General features: G+C 71.2%; 12 protein-coding genes and 3 pseudogenes. 5 read left to right on the top strand and 10 right to left on the bottom strand.

Annotated elements, in window-relative coordinates; genetic code table 11:
• A complete protein-coding gene (locus tag ACQP00_RS02685) occupies positions 1-1143 on the top strand; it encodes a peptidoglycan DD-metalloendopeptidase family protein (protein WP_433223648.1) in 1143 nt (380 codons plus the stop codon).
• Entirely contained in the window at positions 1140-1760 is a 621-nt protein-coding gene (locus ACQP00_RS02680; RefSeq protein ID WP_433213797.1) for a hypothetical protein, read from the top strand. The genes ACQP00_RS02685 and ACQP00_RS02680 overlap by 4 nt, the downstream gene beginning before the upstream one ends.
• Positions 1761-1763: 3 nt before the next feature.
• On the opposite strand, the gene ACQP00_RS02675 is transcribed toward ACQP00_RS02680, so the two are convergent.
• The gene (locus ACQP00_RS02675) at positions 1764-2189 is read right to left on the bottom strand and encodes a hypothetical protein (RefSeq protein WP_433213794.1); all 426 of its coding nucleotides are present in this window, start codon (positions 2187-2189) and stop codon (positions 1764-1766) included.
• 431 nt (positions 2190-2620) lie between these two features.
• Here ACQP00_RS02675 and ACQP00_RS02670 point away from each other — a divergent pair, with 431 nt between their 5' ends.
• On the top strand, positions 2621-4672 hold the full coding sequence (locus ACQP00_RS02670; RefSeq protein WP_433213791.1) for a hypothetical protein: 2052 nt from the start codon (positions 2621-2623) through the stop codon (positions 4670-4672).
• 125 nt (positions 4673-4797) lie between these two features.
• Here the strand turns inward: ACQP00_RS02670 and folE are convergent, their stop codons facing one another.
• The 7 genes and pseudogenes from folE to dacB form a co-directional block, all read right to left on the bottom strand.
• Entirely contained in the window at positions 4798-5490 is a 693-nt protein-coding gene (folE, locus tag ACQP00_RS02665) for a GTP cyclohydrolase I FolE (protein ID WP_433223646.1), read from the bottom strand.
• The gene (gene ftsH / locus ACQP00_RS02660) at positions 5487-7487 is read right to left on the bottom strand and encodes an ATP-dependent zinc metalloprotease FtsH (protein WP_433213788.1); all 2001 of its coding nucleotides are present in this window, start codon (positions 7485-7487) and stop codon (positions 5487-5489) included. The genes folE and ftsH overlap by 4 nt, the downstream gene beginning before the upstream one ends.
• Positions 7488-7711: 224 nt before the next feature.
• Positions 7712-8287 (bottom strand): hypoxanthine phosphoribosyltransferase, encoded by a 576-nt coding sequence (gene hpt, locus ACQP00_RS02655; protein WP_433213785.1) that lies wholly within the window; start codon positions 8285-8287, stop codon positions 7712-7714.
• Positions 8288-8359: 72 nt separating this feature from the next.
• Positions 8360-9895 (bottom strand): gamma-glutamyltransferase family protein, encoded by a 1536-nt coding sequence (locus tag ACQP00_RS02650; RefSeq protein WP_433213782.1) that lies wholly within the window; start codon positions 9893-9895, stop codon positions 8360-8362.
• Between the two features lie 77 nt (positions 9896-9972).
• A complete protein-coding gene (gene tilS, locus ACQP00_RS02645; RefSeq protein ID WP_433213779.1) occupies positions 9973-11157 on the bottom strand; it encodes a tRNA lysidine(34) synthetase TilS in 1185 nt (394 codons plus the stop codon).
• Positions 11158-12334: 1177 nt separating this feature from the next.
• Positions 12335-13375 (bottom strand): annotated as a pseudogene (locus ACQP00_RS02640) (zinc-dependent metalloprotease); the annotation flags it as partial.
• Positions 13376-13463: 88 nt separating this feature from the next.
• Positions 13464-14856 (bottom strand): annotated as a pseudogene (gene dacB / locus ACQP00_RS02635) (D-alanyl-D-alanine carboxypeptidase/D-alanyl-D-alanine endopeptidase).
• Positions 14857-14937: 81 nt separating this feature from the next.
• Here dacB and ACQP00_RS02630 point away from each other — a divergent pair.
• Positions 14938-15474 (top strand): inorganic diphosphatase, encoded by a 537-nt coding sequence (locus tag ACQP00_RS02630; protein ID WP_433055607.1) that lies wholly within the window; start codon positions 14938-14940, stop codon positions 15472-15474.
• Positions 15475-15678: 204 nt separating this feature from the next.
• On the opposite strand, the pseudogene ACQP00_RS02625 reads toward ACQP00_RS02630, so the two are convergent.
• Both ACQP00_RS02625 and eccD read right to left on the bottom strand, forming a co-directional pair.
• Positions 15679-15882: pseudogene (locus ACQP00_RS02625) on the bottom strand (pentapeptide repeat-containing protein); the annotation flags it as partial.
• Positions 15883-15983: 101 nt separating this feature from the next.
• Entirely contained in the window at positions 15984-17324 is a 1341-nt protein-coding gene (eccD, locus tag ACQP00_RS02620; RefSeq protein ID WP_433213776.1) for a type VII secretion integral membrane protein EccD, read from the bottom strand.
• Positions 17325-17446: 122 nt separating this feature from the next.
• Here eccD and eccCa point away from each other — a divergent pair, with 122 nt between their 5' ends.
• Positions 17447-21418, top strand: a complete 3972-nt coding sequence (gene eccCa, locus ACQP00_RS02615; RefSeq protein WP_433213773.1) for a type VII secretion protein EccCa — start codon at positions 17447-17449, stop codon at positions 21416-21418.
• The last annotated feature ends 204 nt before the right edge of the window (positions 21419-21622 follow it).

The raw sequence follows: 21622 nt of genomic DNA, 5'->3' as shown, positions 1-21622 counted from the left end.
ATTCTGGGCGAAGAAGACGATTTCGATGTACCGCCGGCAAAGAAACGCCTCCGGCCAGTTATTTGGGCAGCCGTTGGCGTTTTGCTGGTACTGATTTGTTGTGGCGGCGGAGCAATAGCGTTCTTTATGGACGCGGCTCGCAACACGCAGGACTACGACGCCGCCGGGTGCGGTAATGGGCAGCTCGTGGATGCGGCCGCGAATATGCCGAGCCACCATGAATTGTCCGAGGAGCAGGTGCGCAACGCGGCCATTATCGTGCGGGTCGGGCAGGACATGAAGGTGCCGCCACGCGGATGGGTGATTGCCGTGGCGACCGCTATGCAGGAGTCGAGTCTGCACAACCTGCCGAATCTCGGTGCGCGCAACGACCACGACTCGCTGGGACTCTTCCAGCAGCGACCGAGCACCGGATGGGGCACTCCGGAGCAAATCATGGATCCGCAGTACGCCACGAGAAAATTCTACGAAAAGCTCCTGCAGGTGCGAGGCTGGGAGCAGATGAGCCTCACTCGGGCCGCGCAGCGGGTGCAGCGGAGCGCATACCCGAATGCGTACGCGAAACACGAACAGCTCGCGAGCACCGTGGTGAATTCACTCACGGGCGGGGCGGCACGCGCGGCCGGCAACTCGACGCAGCTGATGTGCGTGAGCGCGAATCAGATTGCGGCCTCGGGCTGGACGGCACCGGTGAACGGCGAGGTGGGATCCGGATTCCGTACCGCCTCGCGCCCCACCCACCAGGGCGTCGACCTCATTGTCCCGCGCAATACCGTGGTTCGAGCAGCGGCGGCCGGACTCGTGGTGAAGGTACGCTGCCAAGCCCATCTCGCGAACGGCACCGAATGGGGCTGCTGGCGCGACGGCTCCCCATCCGTGCTCGGCTGCGGCTGGTACGTTGAGGTTCAGCACGCGAACGGTCTTCTCACCCGGTACTGCCACATGATCAAGCAGCCCAGCGTCGTCATCGGCCAGCAGGTCGCACCGGGCCAGGAACTCGGCCTCTCGGGCACAACCGGCCACTCGTCCGGTCCGCACCTGCATTTCGAGGTACACATCAACAGCGACCCGAGCAGCAATGGCGCAATCGACCCCGTGGCGTTCATGCAGCGCATGGGCGCGCCACTGGGAGTCAAGACGTGAGCGATTTACCCTCGGACGGCGACTTCCCCGACTGGGACCTGCTGGCCGGCGGCGACGAACGCGTACCGCCGGGCATCGAGTTCGTCCCAGCCGCCGGATCACGCTCTTTGCGCGGCCGCCGAGCGGTAGTCGGTCTCCCCGGCCTCGGATGGCGCGGCGACTTGCGCATCGACGACGCCATCGTGCAGGCGAGCCGAACTTACGTGCCGGCTCTGCCGGAACAGGAGTGGTACCGGGCGGAGGCCGAACAGACTGAAGTGTTCGCACCACTCGTGCCGATCGAGCGGGTGTGGGTGGAACAGCTATCCAGTTCAGTGACGCCGCCATCCGGGGCGGACCTGGCGCTGGTCTCATTGGATGCCCCGCCGCCAAAGGCACCTCGGCGAATTCGTGAGGCTCCCCGGGTCACCGGCTTACGGGTCATTCGAATTCCCGGGCCGGATGACAAAGTGGGCAAGGATCAGCGAGATTTGCGGGCCGTGACCGAGGCATACAACGGCGTGGAAGGCGACATCTGCGTTCGGGTCTGCCGGGAGGTGGACTGGTACCGGTGGGCGTGGAGCGGGCAGGCGCCCAAGACCATGGAGATCCCGGTCCACTTGCTCTGGGTGGAGTAGCTCCTACACCTGCGATGCCGAACAGACTCTCCAGCCGCTTTCCAGCGTCATACCGAACTCCCAGTTGTAGACCTCGCCTGAGCTCCGGCCGCCTTCCTCCGGGATCTCGTAGGTAATCTTGGTGCGCACGGTGGCGGTCTTCGATGTCGATGTCGTGATGGACATCTCCGTGGTGAACATCCGGATCCGTATCTGATCTTTCTGCTCGCGCCGTTCCACATCGCTGATCGCCTGGTCCATCGCCGCGAGCTTCGGCGAACTGCACACGAAAACGCTTGCTCGTCCTGCGTCGCGCGAGTTGTACCGGGCGTCGAGATATTGCCGCAACGTCGCGGTCGGATTGCCGCGATCAGGCTCCGCCGCCTTGTTGTACAACACAAACGCAGTAATCCCGCCACCCAGACACCCCACCACCACAATCCCGAGCAACGTCCACAAGATCGTTCGCCGCACCCGTCCCGGACGCCGCGGTTTTCGGGGTGGTGGAGCAGGAGGCGCTTGCGGCCCCGGCCGAGCCCGCCCCAACGGCACGCCCTTGTCGATGACCTCGCCCTCAAGGACCTCCCCCTCCCCCGATCGGGAGCGCGGGATCGACCTCCCCTGCTCCACGCCGGGGTCGTTAGGAATCGATGGGTCCACGCCCCAGAGGCTATCCGCCACACGCCCCCCAAGGCACCCTCCCGCGCCGCAGACGCGCCAGCAACGCGCCGGCAACCGCGCCGGAGACAGACCAAGGTGAGCCAAGACCAGATAAAGGCAACACGGCTACCAGCGACTATGCGCAAGCCCCAGTGTGCCTGCTGACGAGAATGGCAGTCTGCGTTACCGTTCCCGCATCTGCTTGGATCGGAAGGGGCACGGTGGCACGCCTGCGGGCACGGATCGAGCGAGCGGCTGCGCAGCATCGGCACACCGCTGCGCTGATCGCCGCCGCCGGGCCGATCCTCGAGGGGTACTCCGCCAACGCCGCCCCCGCCGAGCAGTACGCCGAACAGCATGATCTTGCCGCTGGGCTGCGGGCCAATGCGGCGATGCTCGCGCCGGGGTGGCTCGGGGCTCAGCTCGACGCGCTCGCGCCCACCACGCCGCTCGGGGGGCCGCTGCCCCCTACGTTTGTGCGGGTCGGGCAGGCGCATCCGCTCGATGATGCTCGATTCCCGGTGATTGTGCCCCTGCTGCGGGCCGGGCACATCGCGATCGACGCCGATGCGCGGGACGCGCGGGTGGGTGGACTGCTCCGCAGCCTCGTGCTCCGGCTGCTCGCCTCGTCGCCGCCGGGGTCGGTGCGGATTCGGACGATCGATGCGGTGGTCGACGGGGGGACGTTCGACTGGTTCAGCGGCATCGATGCGATCATGCCGCCGCCGGCTACCGATGCCGAAGGACTTCGCGCCGTACTCGATGAAGGCGAACGCTGGCTCGCCGCCCGCACCGACGGGCCGGCGCCCACGCTGCTCATTGTCATCGCGTCGCTGCCCGAGCTCACGGAGGGGCGCGACCTCGCACGGATCGCGCAGCTCGCGCACGCCGGGCCGGCCGGGCGGCTGCATCTGATCGCCGCCGGTTGGCCGCCGCCGCCGCTGACGCAGGAGACCACGCAGGCGCCGTTGCCGCACGCCACCCAGATCGCGATTCGCAACCCGCACGCCTGGGTGGGCGATCCGCCGGGGGCGACCTTCTCCGGCACCGGTACCGGTCCCAGCCGCCTCAACGCGCCCGTCTACCTCGACCCCGACCCGCCCGCCGAGCTCGTCCGGCGGGTCTGTGCCCAGCTCAGCGGGCCCTGGACGGCGCCACCGGTCCCGGTCGGCGAGGCGAGCCGGACGGCCTGGACGGAGTACGTCGCCGCCGGCCAGCGCCTCGACGCCGTCCGCCGCGAGGTGATCGCGGTCGTGGCGGAGCACAAGTCGGCGCTCAAGGCGGCCCAGCAGGACCTGGCGGCGATCCGGGCCAAGCTCGCCCACCACGAGGCCTACCTGTCCGAGGTGGCCGGCGAGGCGGGGGGCCGCCCGTTGGAGATGCGTCCCGCGTGGCCGGAGATCCAGGCCGCCCACAGGGCGCTCACCCAGGGCCCCCAGCCGGTCGACCCGCGCCGCGGCGCACCGATGGCCCCGCCGCCGCCCCCGTCCGCCGCGCTCACCGGCGGCTCGGGTGCGTGGCCGCAGGGGCAGCGCATCCTCACCACCCCGGTCAGCTCCCCGCCGTGGCCGCCCACGAGCGCGCCCCCGGTCTCGGGCGTGCCGACCTCCGCCATGCCGGGCACCCCGACCCACGCCATGCCGGGCACTCCAGCCGTCGCCGGCGCCCCGCGGGCGGTTCAAGCCCCGCAACAGCCCGGCACCGGCGGCTATCCCGTCGTCGTACCCCGCAGTGCCCCGCCAACCCCGCCCAGCCTCCACAACACCGGGGCGATCCCACGGGTCCCCGTCAGCGGCATGCCCAACCGCGTCAGCGGCGTGCCGGTCTCCGGGCCGGGTGGGTTCGTCGGAACCGGGGTCGTAAGCCCCCTGAGCCCGCCGGTACCGAACTCAGTGCCCGGAAGGGTATCGACGGCCCTGCGCATCGCCGCGGCGGGTCTGAAGCGTTCTGAGGCGGAGTTGGCGGCCCCGGGGCGGCAGGCCGCGTCCAACCGCCGCGTCTGGCTCAACGCGGGCGTCTACTTCGCCTTCGCGCTCCTGGCCGCGATCGTCCAGATCCCCGCGCTCCTGGCCAGCGAGCAACTGACCGGAGCAGGTCTCCTGGTCCTTCCCTGCGCTCTGGTACTCCCCGCCCTCTCCTTCGGCCTCGGCTGGCTCACAATCGGCTCGATGACCCGCAAGTCCACCTCGCGCACACCGGTCCTCGGCCTCGTGATCAGCCTCCTGGCCCTCGTCCCCCTCCTGGTCTTCGGCGGCGTGATCCTCTTCTACTGACCCGCCCGCCGAAAACGCGCACAAATACGCTGCAGAACCGGCGCGAGCAAAGAACCCCCTGGCCCAAAGAGGGCGCAGGGGGAGCAAGCCGAGCCGTTATGGCACAGGAAGTACCAACGAAACCTCTAACTGTGCAGAATCAACGCCATAGCCTCAGAACGAGACTTCGCGTCATCGCGCAGCAAGCCGCGCACCGCCGAAGTGATCGTGCGGGAGCCGCCCTTCTGAATGCCGCGCATCGACATGCACATGTGCTCGCACTCGATGACCACGATCACGCCGCGCGGGTTCAGCTGGCTCTGCAGCAGGTCGGCGATCTGCGAGGTCAGCCGCTCCTGCACCTGCGGGCGCCGGGCGTAGACCTCGACCAGCCGGGCGAGCTTCGACAGGCCCGTGATGCGGCCGTCGGTGCCGGGGATGTAGCCGATGTGCGCGACCCCGTGGAACGGCAGCAGGTGGTGCTCGCACATGGACTGGACCTCGATGTCCCGCACGAGCACGAGCTCCTCGTGGTCGGCCTCGAAGGTCGTGCTGAGCACCTGCGCCGGCTCGACGCGGAGGCCGGCGAAGAGCTCTGCGTACGCGCGCGCGACGCGGGCCGGGGTCTTGCGCAGGCCGTCGCGCTCGGGGTCCTCGCCGATCGCGATCAGGATCTCCCGCACCGCGTTCTCGATGCGCTTGAGGTCGACGTTGCGTTCGACCTCGACGCCGCCCAGCTTGCCGCTGACCAGGCGGGCGGCCACGTGATCAAGCTCCCGGTCGGCAACGAGCCCGGCACCGTTGTCGGTGTCGGGCTCGGTGCCGCTGAACTCGCTCAGTGCGTGCCGTCCGGGGTCTCGCCGCCGCCGATGCGGACGTGGTCGTCCCCACCGAAGCCGGTCGGCTGGTTGACCTCGGAGCCGTTCGCGCCGGCCTCGCTCGCGCGCCGGCGACGGCCGTTGCCGCTGTACGGCGCCATCGGCGGCCGCTTGACGACGCGGGCGCAGATCCGGGTCATGTCGGCCTGGGAGATGGTCTCCTTCTCCATGAGCTCCTCGACGATGCTGTCGAGCACGTCACGGTATTCGACCAGGATCTCCCACGCCTCGTCGTGCGCGATCTCGATCAGGCCGCGCATCTCGCCGTCGATCTCGGCCGCGACCTTCTCGGAGTAGTCCCGCTCGTGGCCCATCGTGCGGCCCAGGAACGGCTCGCCGTCGCCGGTGCCGTACTTCACGGCGCCGAGCTTGGCGCTCATGCCGTACTCCGTGATCATCGAGCGGGCGAGCGCGGTCGCCTTCTCGATGTCGTTGCCGGCGCCGGTGGTCGGCTCGTGGAAGACGAGCTCCTCGGCGGCGCGACCACCCAGCGCGTAGGCCAGCGTGTCGATCATCTCGGAGCGGGTCTGGGTGTACTTGTCCTCGGTCGGCAGGACCAGCGTGTGGCCCAGCGAGCGGCCGCGGGACAGGATGGTCACCTTGTGCACCGGCGCTGAGTGGGGCAGCGCCCAGGCGACGAGCGCGTGGCCACCCTCGTGGTACGCCGTGACCTTCTTCTCGTGCTCGCTCATAACCCGCGTGCGCCGCTCCGGGCCGGCGATGACCCGGTCGATGGCCTCTTCGAGGTAGTCGTTGGTGATCGCCCGCTTGTCGTTGCGGGCGGCCAGCAGCGCCGACTCGTTGATCACGTTGGCCAGGTCGGCACCGGTGAAGCCGGGCGTGCGCCGGGCGACCGAGTCGAGGTCGACGTCGGGCGTGAACGGCTTGCCCTTGGCGTGCACCCGGAGGATCGCCTTGCGGCCCTCCATGTCCGGCCGGTCGACCGCGATCTGGCGGTCGAAGCGGCCCGGGCGCAGCAGCGCGGGGTCGAGGATGTCGGGCCGGTTGGTCGCGGCGATCAGGATGACGCCGCCCTTGGTGTCGAAGCCGTCCATCTCGACGAGCAGCTGGTTGAGCGTCTGCTCGCGCTCGTCGTGACCGCCGCCCATGCCGGCGCCGCGGTGGCGGCCGACGGCGTCGATCTCGTCGACGAAGACGATGGCCGGCGCGTTGGACTTGGCCTGCTCGAACAGGTCGCGGACGCGGGAGGCACCGACACCGACGAACATCTCGACGAAGTCCGAGCCGGAGATCGAGTAGAACGGCACACCCGCCTCGCCGGCGACGGCCCTCGCGAGCAGCGTCTTACCGGTTCCGGGCGGCCCGTAGAGCAGCACGCCCTTCGGGATCTTGGCGCCGAGGGCCTGGTACTTGGCCGGCGCCTGCAGGAAGTCCTTGATCTCGTGGAGCTCCTCGACCGCCTCGTCCGAGCCGGCGACATCGGCGAACGTCGTCTTCGGGGTGTCCTTGGAGATGAGCTTCGCCTTGGACTTGCCGAAGTTGAGCACCCGGGAGCCGCCGCCCTGCATCTGCGACATGAACAGCAGCAGGAGGACCACCAGCACCGCGATCGGGAGCAGGTTGATCAGCAGGCTGATGAAGATGTTGTCCTGGGTGACGTTGACGTTGTAGCCGTCCGGGAGCTTGCCCTGCGACTGCAGGGTGCTCAGCTCGGTCTGCAGATCGTCAGCGCTCTGCGAGGAGAACTGGCCCTGGATCTTGTTGGTTTCCGTGCCCTTGACCTTGATCTTGGTCTTGAGATCGAGGTTGAGCGTCTGCTCCTTGTCCTGGATCACAGCCTTCTTCGCGTTGCCGTTGCGAAGTTCCGCGAGCACGACGGACGTGTCCGCCTTGGTGTAGCTCGGGCCGGAAGTGAAGAAGGAACTGAGCACGATGGCACCGATGATCACCAGAAGGATCCAGACCACCGGCCGGCGGAACAAACGGGTACGTTCCATGTTGTCGTCGGACGCCGCGGCGCCCGGCCCCTCCATCCGTAAGGCCGTCAACCGCGCCGGACCCACTTTCCGACGCGGTGTCGAAAGCGCCGCCAAGGTATGGGCTCAGTTGACGCTTGCGACCATTTGACGGTACACCGTGGCACCGACAGACGCGGATCGGCGTCGGCCGGGGAGGATGGGCTCTCAGCAGACTCTCAGGAAAGTTCCGCCGAAAGTGCTGGTCAGCCGCGTCCGTACACGGAGGGCTTCAGAACTCCGACGAACGGCAGGTCCCGGTAGCGCTCGGCGTAATCGAGCCCGTATCCGACCACGAACTCGCTCGGGATGTCGAATCCGACGTACCGGACCGGGATGTTGACCTTGAGGGCGTCGGGCTTGCGCAGCAGCGCCACCACGTCGACCCGGGCCGCAGAGCGGCTCTCCAGGTACTTGAGCAGCCACGACAGCGTCAGCCCGGAGTCGACGATGTCCTCCACGACGACCACGTGGCGCCCGGCGATGTCCCGGTCGAGGTCCTTCAGAATCCGCACCACGCCCGACGACGTGGTCCCCTGCCCGTACGACGAGACCGCCATGAACTCGAGCTCCACCGGCGGCCCGACCCGCCCGAGCGCCCGCGCGAAGTCCGCCATGAACATGACCGCGCCCTTGAGCACGCCCACCAGCAGGATCGACTCAGCGTTCGCGTGATCGGCCGCGACCTGCTTGGCGAGCTCCGCGGTCTTGTCGCGGATCTGCTCCTCACTGACGATGACGTGGTCGATGTCGGACGAATGCCAGGTGGTGCCGTCGGCCATGCGACAAGCCTGCACTATCCCCGGTGCCGGATCGACGGGGGGTCGCTCGGATGAGAAACCCGTCTCGGCTCGTCAGTACCCCATCGCCTGCCCGTCCGCGCGCGGCTCCGAGCCCGCCACGAAGCCGGCCGGCGTGCGCCAGATCGCCTGCCCCATCCCGAACACGTCCGGCGCCGGTGAAACCGACGCCGCGTGACCCTTGCGTCGCAGCCCGTCGACCTGGCCGGCCAGTTCCGGCTCGACGAGCACCTCCTGCCCGCGGTGCCAGTACCACCGCGGGCGGTTGAGCGCCTCCTGCGGATCCAGCCGCGCGTCCACCGTCGCGAGCACCACCTGGACATGCCCCTGCGGCTGCATGTGGCCGCCCATCACGCCGAACGGCCCGACCGGCGCCCCACCTCTGGTCAGAAAAGCCGGAATGATCGTGTGGTACGGCCGTTTGCCCGGTCCGACCACGTTCGGGTGACCCTCCTCGAGCACGAACCCGTACCCGCGATCCTGCAGCGAGAAGCCGGTCCCGGGCGGCACGACGTGCGAGCCGAACCCCATGAAGTTCGACTGGATCAGGCTCACCATCCGCCCTTGCGCATCGGCCGTGCACAAATACACGGTGCCGCCCTTGCGCGGCTCGCCCGCCGGATGGCGCCCGGCCCGCTCCCCGATCAGCGCGCGCCGCCCGGCCAGATAGTCCGCGGTGAGCAGCTCGCGCACCGGCCCGTCGAGCGAGGGATCGGCCACATACGCGTGCGCGTCCGCGAACCCGAGCTTGACCGCCTCGATCTGCTCGTGCAGCGATGCCGACGCGAGCCCGTCCAGCACGCCGAGCGCGATGAGCGCCGCGATGCCCTGCCCGTTGGGCGGCAGCTCCCAGATTTCGTGCCCGCGGTACGAAACGGCAATCGGATCGACCCACGCCGAAGTGTGCGCGGCCAGGTCATTCGCGCGCAGCAGCCCGCCGGTCCGCTCGGAATGCGCGACGATCGCCTGCGCGATGTCGCCGTGATAGAAGTCGTCGCCGTTCGTACGCGCAATCCGGCGCAACGTTCGCGCGGCGTCGGGATTGCGCCATCGCTCACCCGCCCGCGGCGCCCGCCCGCCGAACGTGAACACGCGCGACCACTCCGCGAACTCGTCCCCGTGCAGTTTCGAATGCTCGCGCTCGGCCGCGATCCGCCACCCGGCGGCGACGTGCGATGACACCGGGTAACCGTGCTCGGCGTACTGCACGGCGTCCTCGAACAATGCGGCGAACGGCAGCGACCCGAACCGCGCGTGCAAATCCCGCCACCCGGCCGGCGCGCCCGGCACCGTGACCGGCAGCCACCCACGCGCCGGCATGGTCGGTTCACCGAGTCCCGCGGTCGGGTGGGTCGCCCGCTCGAGCACCAGCTCCCGCGTCAGCAACTGCGGAGAGCGACCGGACGCGTTCAGCCCATGCAGCCGCTCCCCGTCCCACACCAGCGCGAAGAGATCCCCGCCGATGTCGTTGGACCCCGGCTGCACCACGGTGAGTGCGACAGCCGTGGCGATGGCCGCGTCGACCGCGTTCCCACCGCGCCGCAGCACGGCCAGCCCGGCCGACGACGCGAGACTCTGGCTGGTCGCCACCACACCCCGAGGAGCAAAAACCGAAGTGCGCCGGATTTGGTACCCCATGTGCCTCGACCTCCAGCCGCCGGCCCTCCTCAGCCGCGCAACTGCCCGCCCGTCCTCGACACCGAAAGCCCGCCGGGCAGCGCGACCGCCCCCTGACCATGCCAGCGCACGATCAGTTGTTCCAGAGCCTCCACATGCCGGTACGACAAATCGGTCCCCGGCGCCCCCAGCCCCAACGCCCACGCGTGCAGCACCCGCGTGCGAATCGGCCCCGGCATCCGCTCCAGCTCGGCAACCGCCAGCCCGCCACCCTCCGTAACGGCCTTGGCGAGCGCGTCGGCCGCCAGCCCGTCGAGAAACGCGGAGTCAGCCCCGATCAACCGAGCGGTACGAGCGAGGTTGTCAACCACACCCTCCCCGAGCGCCGCAACAAGCGGCCGAACCCGCGACCGCGCATAGGCGACGTCAACGTTGTGCGGATCGTCCCAAACGGTCAGCCCCTCGGCCGCACAGGCCGCCCGCGTTTCGGCTCGACTGACATCGAGCAACGGCCGAACAAACAACACCCCGTTCCGCACCCGCCGCTCCGGCATACCGGCCAGCCCGCGCGGCCCCGACCCGCGCGCGAGCGCGAGCAACACGGTCTCAGCCTGATCGTCCCGCGTGTGCCCGAGCAGCACCATGACCGCCCCATGTTCAACGGCGGCTGCCTCCAACGCGGCATACCGAGCTTCCCGAGCGGCCGCTTCGGGCCCGCCGGAACCACCGACCCGCACACTCCGCACCTGTACCGGCGAAAACCCCCGCTCCACCGCCCAGTCCGCCAACTCCGCCGCCCGATCCCCGGAGCCGTCCTGCAGCCGATGGTCGACGGTCACCAGCCCGCACCGAACCCCGATCCGCCGCGCCACGAACAACGCCGCCACCGCCAACGCGAGCGAGTCGGCCCCACCCGAACAGGCCACGAGCACCGTGTCCCCCGCCACCACCCGCCGCGGCACCCCACCCAGCACGCTCTGGTTGGACCGCTCACCCTCGCGCGCATCCCCGAGCACGCCTTGGCTGGATTGCTCACCCGCGCGCGCATCCCCGAGCACGCCCTCGACGGATCGCTCATCTCCGACGGACCGCCCATCTCGGACGGAACGCTCATCGCGGACGGAACGCTCATCGTGCAGGACGGCATCGCGCGCCACCGCCGCGAGTCGGGCGGCGGATGGGCCGGATTCGGTAGCCGGGCTCCCGATCGGCGGCGTGTCGGCCTGGGCCGCCATCGCCGTGGTCGGCTTCAGTGACCGCGGGCTTGCCGCGGACGCCGCCGATCGGGAGCTCGGAGCTGCGGTGCCGGCCTCCACCGGACCGCTGGTCGTGGCGCGAGCGGGACCGCCGAGACTGCGCCGCACGGCATTTCGTACGGCGGCAACCGCCGGCGCCAGGCTCGCCACCCGATCAGCCGCTGCCGACGGGCCTGGCTGGACCCTCGTCGTCGCCGGTCTTCGCTTCGCCCACCCCGCTGTCGCCCGCCGCAGAACCGCCTACCGCAGATTCGTCTGCCACAGAACCGCCCGTCGCGAAATCGCCCACCGCAGTCTCGCCCGTCGCGAAATCGCCCACCGCAGTGCCGCCCGCCACGGAATCGTTCGCCGCAGTGTCGCCCGTCGCGAAATCGCCCACCGCAGAACCGCCCGCCACGGAATCGCCCGCCGCAGCGTCGGTCGCCGCGGAATGGCCCGCCGTGGACGTGTCGCCCGCGCCGGTGTCGGTCGCGGTTTCGGCCGCCTTCATCGCCTCGCCCGGTTGGAACGCGCCGATCGGGCCGGAAGCCGGATCGCCGCTCGCCGAGGCCGCCGACGAGTCCGAGTCGGCCGTGGTCGTCCAGCCGGACGGGGTGGGCGGCTCGGCATCCGGCACCGGTGTGGTGGCGGCGACGTTGGTGTCCGAGGTCTCGGCCACGTTCATCGCCTCCCCCGGTTCGAAGGCGCCGATCGGCTCGGGAGCGTCCAGCCGCGCCTCGGCCGCCGTCTCGCTCCGCTCGGCCGACAGCTCCGGCTCGCCGTCCTCGTCCACCCGCGCCGACGCCGGCGGACCCGGCTCGATCTCGGCCGGCTCGTCGTCCACATCGGACGCAGCAGTCGCACCAGCCGCAGGAGTCGCGGCCGTGGAGGAAGCGGTGGACGCAGGAGTCGCGGTCGTGAAGTCGGTGGGCGTGGGAGAGGCGTCGGCGGGGACGAAGCCGGGCGGTACCGCAGAAGGAGCCACAACCGCGGCGGACTCCTCCGACGTCAGTCCGGCCACCTCGGTCGCCTCGGCGACGCCCGCTTCGGCGGCCGCCTCGTCGACCGGCTCCGGCACCGTCGGCACGGGGGCCGGCGGCTGCTCGACCACCGCGGCGGCGGTCGGGGCGGCGATCGAGGACGGCGGCACCTGCACCGGTCGGCTCAGCGCGCTCGCCCCCAGCACGCGCACGATCCAGGCGTCGGGGTCGCCGAGCTCGTTGAGGCGCGGAATGGTCAGCGGCGACTGCCAGATCCGGTTGAAGCGCTCCATGCCCACGCGCTCGACGACAGCGTGGACGAACTTGCGGCCTTCCGCGTACTGGCGCATCTTGACCTCGACGCCGAGGAGCTTGCGCAGGACGCGGTCCAGCGGGTTGCCCGCCTCGCGGCGGCGGTTGAACTTGGAGCGGATGTCCTCCACCGTCGGTACCACGTCGGGGCCGACGCCGTCCATCACGAACTCGGCGTGCCCCTCCAGCACCGTCATCAGCGCCGTGAGGCGATCGAGCACCGCCTTCTGGCCCGGCGTCTGTACGAGATCCAGCACCGAAACCCGGCTGTCGGGGTCGCGGACCACGTCGGCCAGCGCGCTCACCCCGCGGCGGACGCGCTCGGCGAGCTGGTCCTGGTTGAGCTGGGAGGCGTCGACGAACGCGCCGACCTCGCCCAGAAAGTAGCCGCGCATCCACGGCACGCCGGTGAACTGGACGCGGTGGGTGACCTCGTGCAGGCACACCCAGAGGCGGAAGTCGCGCGAGTCGGCGCCCAGCTTGCGCTCGGCCTCGACGATGTTCGGCGCGACGAGCAGGAGTTGGCCGGGGTCGGCGGAGAAGACCTCGTACTGGCCGAGGACCTTGCCGGACAGGTACGCCAGCACCGTGCCGGCCTGCACGCCGGTGAAGCGCGAGCCGATCGCGCCGACGATCGCACCCGGTGGCTTGCCGCCCGCCAGCCGCTCGGCCAGCGGCTGGATGACCTCGCGCAGGCCCGCGATGTTGGTGGCGGCCCAGTCTCGACGGTCCACCACGCGAACCGGCGGACCCTGGATCATGGCCTTCAGGCCGGTGAACTCGGTGACGTGCCCGGAGGCCTCTTCGGCCAGGCCGCGCAGGTCGGTTACAGCGTCCGCGGCCTCCTCGTATGACACCGCGGGGCCGCTCTTGCCCAGCGCCGCGGCGGTTGCTGCGGCCAGATCCCAATCGACGAACTGCGCCATGGACCAACCGTACCCGCGCGGGACCACCGCCGCCGGAGGTGCGAACCCTGAGTATCCCCTGATCGACCCAGCGTCACCGGAGGACTGCTCAGCGGCATCCACACGCGGCGAGAGCTGCGGCGACTCTGTCAAGGGCGACAACCGCCTGATCCGCGTTCGTGGTCTGGTCGGCCATGAACGCGAACGCGAGCGTCCGCCCGTCGGCGTCCACCACGACCCCGGCCAGCGAATTGACGCCGGTCAGCGTGCCGGTCTTGGCGCGCACCATGCCGGCCGCCGATCCGCCCTGGTCCGACTTGAGGTACCGGGTGCTCAGCGTCCCCGAGTACGCCGCCACCGGCAGCCCGCTGAAGATCGAGTGCAGGTCGGCGCGGTCCGCCCGCGCGGCCATCGCGAGGATCGCGGTGAGCAGGGCCGGGGACAGCCGGTCGTTGCGGGAGAAGCCGCTGCCGTCGACCAGCCCGTACCCGGTCGTCGGAAGGCCCAGCTCCTCCAGGACCGCCTTGGTCGCCGCCGCGCCGCCCTCGAACGAGGCCGGCTGGTTCTTGGCCAGCGCGACCTGCCGCGCGAGCGCGTCGGCGAGCACGTTGTCGCTCTCCTGCAGCATGAATTCGACCATCCGCGCCATCGGTGCGGACTCCACCTTGCCCAATTCCTTGGCGCCCTGGGGAGCATTTCCAACCGCAACCGCATTCGTCGGTACTCCCAGTGCCCCCGCAAACGCCTGCGCCGCCTGCAGATCCGGCTTCGGGTACCGCTGCGCGTATTTCTGGGACTTGACTCGTCCACCCTCGGTCATGATCGGCGTCATCACGGCCCCGGAGCCGCCGGTCGTGGCGTCGGCGTCCCAGGCGGGCCCGATGCCGGACCCGGTGTAGACGCTGACGTCGTAGGTGACCTTGGTCGGCGCCTGGCCGCCCAGTGCCTCCTTGACCTGCTTGGCGAGGTCGTCGATCCGCGCCGCGCCCGGGTAGTAGGGAGGTCGGGAAGACCGCGAGCGTCGGATCGCCCCCGGCCACCAGCACCACCTCGCCCGGCTGCGCACCCGCGACGACCTTGGTCTCGATCCGGTACGCCGGCCCGCGCGCCGCCAGCGCCGCCGCCGCGGTCACCAGCTTGGTCGTCGACGCCGGGGTCATCGCCGCGTCCGGTTCCGACGAGTAGATCGTCTCGCCGGTCGACACGTCGACCACGGAAGCGGTGATGTGCGGCCCGAGCTGCGGCACCGTCAGCAGCGCTTGGAGCGCCGAGGTCACCCCGTCCTTGGTCGGCATCGGGGCCTGGCTGTCCATCGCGGCGAGCACCGGCGGCGGCGCGGCCGGCGCGCGGCCGTCCGTCCAGTGCGTCTTCTGCCCGCCCGCCAGCCCCAGCCCGTTGACGATCTCGGTCCCGGCGACCAAGGCGGAAACGGCCAGCCCGAGCGCGACAACCACCGCGACGATGCTGGCGATCAAGCCTCGTTGTGGTGTTTCCCTCGCCATCTGACCCTCCCCGTACCGCGCCGGCGTGCCGTACGGAAGACTAATGGCAGGCGCAGCGGTGCGAGGGTGAGGAGTCGTCAGATGGACTTCGACGTCACGGTCGAAATCCCCAAGGGTCAGCGCAACAAGTACGAGGTTGACCACGCGACCGGTCGGATCCGGCTGGACCGGACGCTGTTCACCTCGACGCAGTACCCGGCGGACTACGGCTACATCGAGGGCACGCTCGGCCAGGACGAGGACCCGCTCGACGCACTCGTGCTCGTGCAGTCCCCGACCTTCCCGGGTTGCCTGATCCGCTCCCGGGCGATCGGCATGTTCCGCATGACGGACGAGAAGGGCGGCGACGACAAGGTCCTGTGCGTCCCGGCCGACGACCCCCGTCTCGAACACCTGCGGGACATCCACCACCTCGGCGAGTTCGACCGCCTGGAGATCCAGCACTTCTTCGAGGTCTACAAGGACCTTGAGCCCGGCAAGAGCGTGGAGGGCGCGACCTGGGTCGGCCGCGTCGAGGCGGAGGCGGAGATCGCCGAATCCCGCCGCCGCTACGCCGAGGCCATCGCCGACGGCACGTACCACGACCCCGGCGTGGCCCCGATCGCCCGCCCGATCTGACCAGCAGCTCCACCGCGAGGCGCCCGGTAGCAACCCGCCCGGGCGCCTTTCGCGTTGCCTGTCCTTTTTCCGGCGGCGCGGATGGCGTCGGTGTGCACCGGCTCGCTCATCCCCGCCGAAGCCGAGCTCAGGGAATGGCTCCTCAGCTTCCGGACGCCTTCCGCACAACCGCGCACCGCACATCCGCGCACCGCACAACCGCGCACCGCACAACCGCGCACCGCACAACCGCGCACCGCACAACCGCGCACCGCACATCCGCGCACCGCACATCCGCGCACCGCACATCCGCGCACCGCACATCCGCGCACCGCACAACCGCGCACCGCACAACCGCGCACCGCACAACCGCGCACCGCACAACCGCGCACCGCACAACCGCGCACCGCACAACCGCGCACCGCGCACCGGGCACCGGGCACCGGGCACCGGGCACCGGTAGCAACCTGAATGGACGCCTTAGCGTCGCTTGTCCTTTTCCGCGGCCTCCTCAGCTTCCAGGCGCCTCCTCAGCCGAAAAGTCCGTAGAGTCCCAGCACCGCGCAGGCGAGCGGGACCATAGCCATCAGGCACAGCGCGTCGAGCAGGTCGGCGGCGCGGCCCAGGTAGGGCGACGCCGGACGGACGGCCCGGCGGGCGCCCGCGACGGTGGCCGCCAGGCTTATCAACGGCACCAGCGTGGCCGCGATCCACGCGTCGACCGGGACGAACAGCCCGATCAGCGCGAAACCGGCAGCCCCCGCCGCGATCAGCGGCAGCCGCTGTCGCGCGGTCAGGAACGTCCGGGCCCGCAGCAGCAGAGCCGCCGCCGCGACCGCCACGAGCACCGTGCCGGAAACGTCGCCGGACCGCGCGAGGACCAGGAACGCCCCGGCGGCGGCCAGTGCAAACCCCTGGACCTGTCCGGTCAAAATCTCGTCCGCCCGGGCGACGGAGACCGGCCGCCGTGCCTCCGCGGGCTGCCCGGCCGCGACCGGCACCGGCTGCCGCGCCTCCGCGGGCTGATCGGCCGCGACCGGCATCGGGAGCCCGCCCAGGCGGATGGCCAGCAGCGGCAGCCCGGCCACGCCCGCCACGAGGACGGTGAGCAGCACCGCCGCGGCGGCCACCGGGCGGGTGGTGGCCGCCAGCAGGCCCGTCAGGGAGCCGAGCAGGCCCGCGGTCGCGGCGGCGACGAACAGGCGGGCCAGGTGGGCGACACCGACGATCGCCACGAGCGCGGCGAGCAATACGGCAACGCATCCGAGCAGCGCCCGCGCGGCCGGTGTGGCAGGTCCGGGTGCGGCTAGCCAGCCCGCTAGGAAAGCGAACGGTAGAGCGAATGCGGCCAGGCCGGAGCCGATGAGAGCATCACCGTACACACGAGCCGAAATGATGCCGGAGAGCAACAGCGCGACCGTAACCGCCGCGGCCGCTGGTGGCAGGTCGGCGCGCGCGATCACGGCGAGTGCGACGAGCAGCCCGGTGGCGGTGATCCCCAGCGCGGTGGCGCGGGTCGCGGCCGGGCTCCAGGCGGCTCCCTGGCGGCGCGCGTCGGCCGCGATGGCCTCGACGACGTCGTCGTATTCGAGCTCGGGCCAGCCCGTCAGCGCCGGGACCAGGTGCAGCACGGCGCCGTCCTGCACGCCCTGCCCGGCCAGCCCCGCGGCTGGGGACAGCATGGTGCCGTCGGCGCGGCGCAGGAGCCATCCGCCGTGCCGTTCGCCCTCGTCGGCGAGCCCGTTCCCGGCGTGTTGCAAAAGCTCAGGGAGCAATTCCGCCACTGGTACCGCATCAGGCACCGCGACGTCCACGCGCCTCCTGGGAGCGTTGATCGTGATGCGGGCCAGACCGGCCGCGACGGTGGACATGGCGACAGGAGTACCACGGTCCCCGGCGCCGCGTCGTCCCCGCGATGCCGCCATTCGCACAAAGTGAAGGAGCGGTTCCGGGGTCGAAAAAATGTCGTACCGTCCGCCTAGAGTTCCGCAACGTGACATCGGTCAGCGTCAAAAGATCACCTCGGCGCCCCGCTCCGGACATCCCGAGCGGGGAGATCGCCGTGGACGCACCGCCGGAGGTGCCGCGGGCGCCCGCGTCGCGCTGGCAGCAGTTGGTGCAGGTCGTGCCGATGCTGACCGGCACCATCGCGACGGCTCTGCTCTTCGCCGGGCGGGAGGGCGGCACCTACTCCTACGTCGTCGGGGCCATCTTCGGCTTCTCGACCCTCGGCATGCTGCTCACGACCGGTGCCGGCGGGCCGAAGAAGGCCGAGATGATCGCTGCCCGCCGCGAATACCTGCGGCACCTGGCCCAGCTCCGGCACCGGGTCCGCGACACCGCGAGCAAGCAGCGCATCGGCCTGCACTACCGACATCCCGACCCCCGCGCGCTGTGGTCCACGGTCGACAGCTTCCGGTTGTGGGAGCGAAGGCCGAGCGACGGCGACTTCGGGGTGGTGCGGGTCGCGATCGGACCGCAGACTCTCGCCACTCCGCTCATCCCGCCGATGACCCGGCCGCTCGAAGACCTGGAGCCGATGACCGCAGCGGCCCTGCGGCGCTTCCTCGACGCGTATTCCGTGATCCCCGACCTCCCGGTGGCGATCTCGCTGCGCGGCTTCGCCCGCGTCCACCTGCGCGCCGGCGCCGGAGGTGAGCAGGATCCGGCGCGGGCCCTGGCGCGGGCGATCCTGGCCCAGCTCACCGTGTTCCACGCGCCCGAGGATCTGCTCGTCGCGGTCTGCGCGGGACCGGATCGGCGGGCCTGGTGGGAGTGGACGAAGTGGCTGCCGCACGCGCTGCACCCGACCCGCCGCGACGCCGTGGGGCCGGTCCGGCTGTTCGCCGAGACGGCCAAGGAGCTCGAACAGGGCCTCGACGACCTGCTGCGCGACCGGGGCCGCTTCGACGGCGAGCGGGACGAGGGGGCGGGCGCCACGCCGTACCTGGTGATCGTGCTCGACGGGGCCGACCTCGCCAGCAGCGCGCACCTGGGCACGGACGGCGGCATCGACGGGGTGACCCTGATCGACCTCGACCGGGAGCCGCCCCGGCTGCTCGACCGCTCCGCGATCGTCCTGCAGCCCGCCGACGGCCGGCTGACCACCATCTCGGCCGACGACGACGTCGCCGAGCCGCGGGCACCGGTCGGGGTCGTCGACGCCCTCGGACCGGCCGAGTCCGAGGCGATCGCCCGGCGGCTCGCCCCGCTGCGGCTGGCGTTCGGGGCCGGGCTCGAACCCGGCGACCCCCACGCGGCGATCGCCGAGCCGGACTTCGCGGCGCTGCTGGGGATCGGCGACCCGGAGACCCTGGACGTCACGCGCACCTGGGCGCCGCGGCCGCAGCGCGACCGGCTGCGGGTCGCGATCGGCCTCGACGTCGACGGTCAGCCCGTCGACCTGGACCTCAAGGAGGCGGCCCAGGGCGGGGCGGGCCCGCACGGGCTGCTCGTCGGGGCAACCGGCTCCGGCAAGTCCGAGCTGCTGCGGACGCTGGTCCTCGGGCTCGCCGCGACGCACTCGTCGGAGACGCTCAACTTCGTCCTCGTGGACTACAAGGGCGGCGCGACGTTCGCCCGGATGGACCGCCTGCCGCACGTGGCCGCATTCATCTCCAACCTGCGCACGGAGCTGCTGCTGGTCGACCGCATGACCGACGCGATCACCGGCGAGGTGATCCGGCGCCAGGAGGTGTTGCGCCGCTCGGGCGGCTACGACTCGGTCCGCGACTACGAACGGGCCCGGGCCGGCGGCTTGCCGCTGCCGGCGCTGCCCAGCCTGCTCATCGTGTGCGACGAGTTCAGCGAGCTGCTCGAGGCCAAGCCGGACTTCATCGACCTGTTCGTGCAGCTCGGACGGGTCGGGCGCTCGCTCGGCATCCACCTGCTGCTCGCCTCCCAGCGCCTGGAGGAGGGGCGGCTGCGCGGGTTGGACACGCACTTGTCGTACCGGATCGCCCTGCGCACTTTCACGTCCCTCGAATCGCGGACGGTGCTGGGGGTGTCGGACGCGTACGAGCTGCCCAAGACGCCGAGCGGCCAGGGCATCATCAAGGCGGGCAGCGAGCCACTGAACCGGTTCAAGGGCGCCTACGTCGGCGGGGTGTGGCAGCGGGCGAGCCGGGTGGCGGCGATGCGCGCCGATGGGCGGCCGGTGGTGACGTCGTACGGCACGGAGTACGTTCCCCCGCCGCCCGTCCCGGAGCAGGAGGCGGAGCCGGTCGAGGCAACGGGGAGCGAGACCCTGCTCGACATTGTGGTCGACCGGCTGGCCGGCCGGGGCGTGCCGGCGCACCAGGTGTGGCTGCCCCCGCTGGGCGCCGCCGCGCCGCTGGACGAGCTGCTCGAGCCGCCGGCCGTCGACCCCGACCGGGGCCTGCACGTCACCGACCCGGACCTGCACGGCGCCCTGCACGTTCCCGTCGCGCTCGTCGACAACCCGCTCGAGCAGCGGCGCGACACGCTCTGGTTCCGGCTCGACGGCGCGCAGGGGCACATCGCGGTCGTCGGCGGCCCGCGGAGCGGCAAGTCGGTGGCGCTGCGCACGCTGGTCATGGCACTGGCGCTCACCCACACCCCGGTCGAGATCCAGGTGTACTGCCTGGACTTCGGCGGCGGCCAGCTCGCCGGACTGCGCGGGCTGCCGCACGTCGGCGGGGTCGCCGGCCGCCTCGACACCGACCTCGTCCGCCGCACGATCGGCGAGGTGGCCACCGTGCTCGCCACGCGGGAGCGAGAGTTCGCCGCGGCCGGCATCGAGGGCATGCCGGCGTACCGGCGGCGGCGCGCGGCCGGTGCCGCCGACAATCCCGACGACGGCTGGGGCGACGTGTTCCTGGTCATCGACGGCTGGCCGAGCGTGCGCAACGACTACGAGGACCTCGAGCCGGTGGTGCTGGACCTGGCCGCGCGCGGACTGTCGTACGGCGTCCACGTGATCGTCTCCGCCTCGCGCTGGATGGACTTCCGCCCCAGCTTCCGCGACCTGTTCGGGGCCCGCGTGGAACTCCGGCTCGGCGACCCGTCCGACTCGCTCGGCCCACGCAAGGCGGCCACGGCGGTGCCGGCCGAGTCGCCCGGGCGCGGCATCACCCCGGAGGGCCTGCACATGCTCGTGGCCCTGCCCAAGCTGACCGGCGGCGAGCCCGGCGAACTCGTCGAGGCGATCGCGGACGCCTGGCCCGGCGCTCCGGCCCGGCCCGTGCGGATGCTGCCGGCCTCGGTGCCGTACGCCGAGATCGCCGCCGACGCCGACCCCGGCAACCCGTTCGCACTGCCGATCGGCATCGCCGAGTCCAACCTGCAGCCGGTGCGCCTCGACTTCGCGAGCGAGCCGCACCTCATCGCCCTCGGCGACGCCGAATGCGGCAAGTCGACCCTGCTGCGCGGCCTGGCCACGGCCATCAGCACCCGGTTCACCCCGCAGCAGGCCCGCCTGGTGGTGATCGACCACCGCCGGAGCCTGCTGGGCGCGGTGCGGTCCGAGCACCTGATCGGCTACGGCACGGGGCCCGAGCAGACCGTCGACCTCATCGCCTCGGTGGCCGACTACATGCAGCGCCGCCTGCCGGGCCCGGACGTGACCGAGGAACAGCTGCGCACCCGGACCTGGTGGGCGGGGCCGCACTGCTTCGTCGTGGTCGACGACTACGACCTGGTGCCGTCGGGCGGCGTGAACCCACTGACGCCGCTGCTGCCGTACCTCGCCCAGGCGCGCGACATCGGCCTGCACCTGATCGTCGCCCGGCACAGCGGTGGCGTGGGACGGGCACTGTACGAGCCGATCCTGCAACGCCTACGCGAACTGGCCTCGCCGGTCCTGGTCATGTCGGGCGATCGGGAGGAGAACCTGGGGCTTGGGAACGTGCGATTCGGCTCGCTCCCGCCGGGCCGAGCCCGCCTGGTGACCAGGAAGGGAGGCGGCATCTTGATGCAGATCGCCGACTGCCCCGCCCCTGTGTGACGCCCGGCCCGCCCACGACCTGCGCCCAGTCCACGGGTCACAGCAGATGGCGCGGCACGACAGGCACGGCACGGCGCGCGGCACAGCGCGGCACGGCAGGCACGGCACGGCACGCACGGCACGGCGGACAGCGGGCGCGGCACGGCACGCACGCGAGGCACGGCACGGCACGGCACGGCACGGCACGGCACGGCACGGCACGGC

The organism is Dactylosporangium sp. CS-047395 (assembly GCF_050942185.1).
Classification (GTDB): domain Bacteria; phylum Actinomycetota; class Actinomycetes; order Mycobacteriales; family Micromonosporaceae; genus Dactylosporangium.
The sequence above is the reverse complement of the archived record's forward strand: the minus strand, read 5'-3'. Positions and strand labels throughout refer to the sequence as shown.

What these genes read in the sequence shown, in the direction of transcription:
- ACQP00_RS02630 (WP_433055607.1), top strand. Translation starts at nt 14,938, where the DNA reads ATGGACTTCGACGTCACGGTCGAAATCCCCAAGGGTCAGCGCAACAAG.
- eccD (WP_433213776.1), bottom strand. Translation starts at nt 17,324, where the DNA reads ATGTCCACCGTCGCGGCCGGTCTGGCCCGCATCACGATCAACGCTCCC.
- hpt (WP_433213785.1), bottom strand. Translation starts at nt 8,287, where the DNA reads ATGGCCGACGGCACCACCTGGCATTCGTCCGACATCGACCACGTCATC.
- ftsH (WP_433213788.1), bottom strand. Translation starts at nt 7,487, where the DNA reads ATGGAACGTACCCGTTTGTTCCGCCGGCCGGTGGTCTGGATCCTTCTG.
- tilS (WP_433213779.1), bottom strand. Translation starts at nt 11,157, where the DNA reads ATGGCGGCCCAGGCCGACACGCCGCCGATCGGGAGCCCGGCTACCGAA.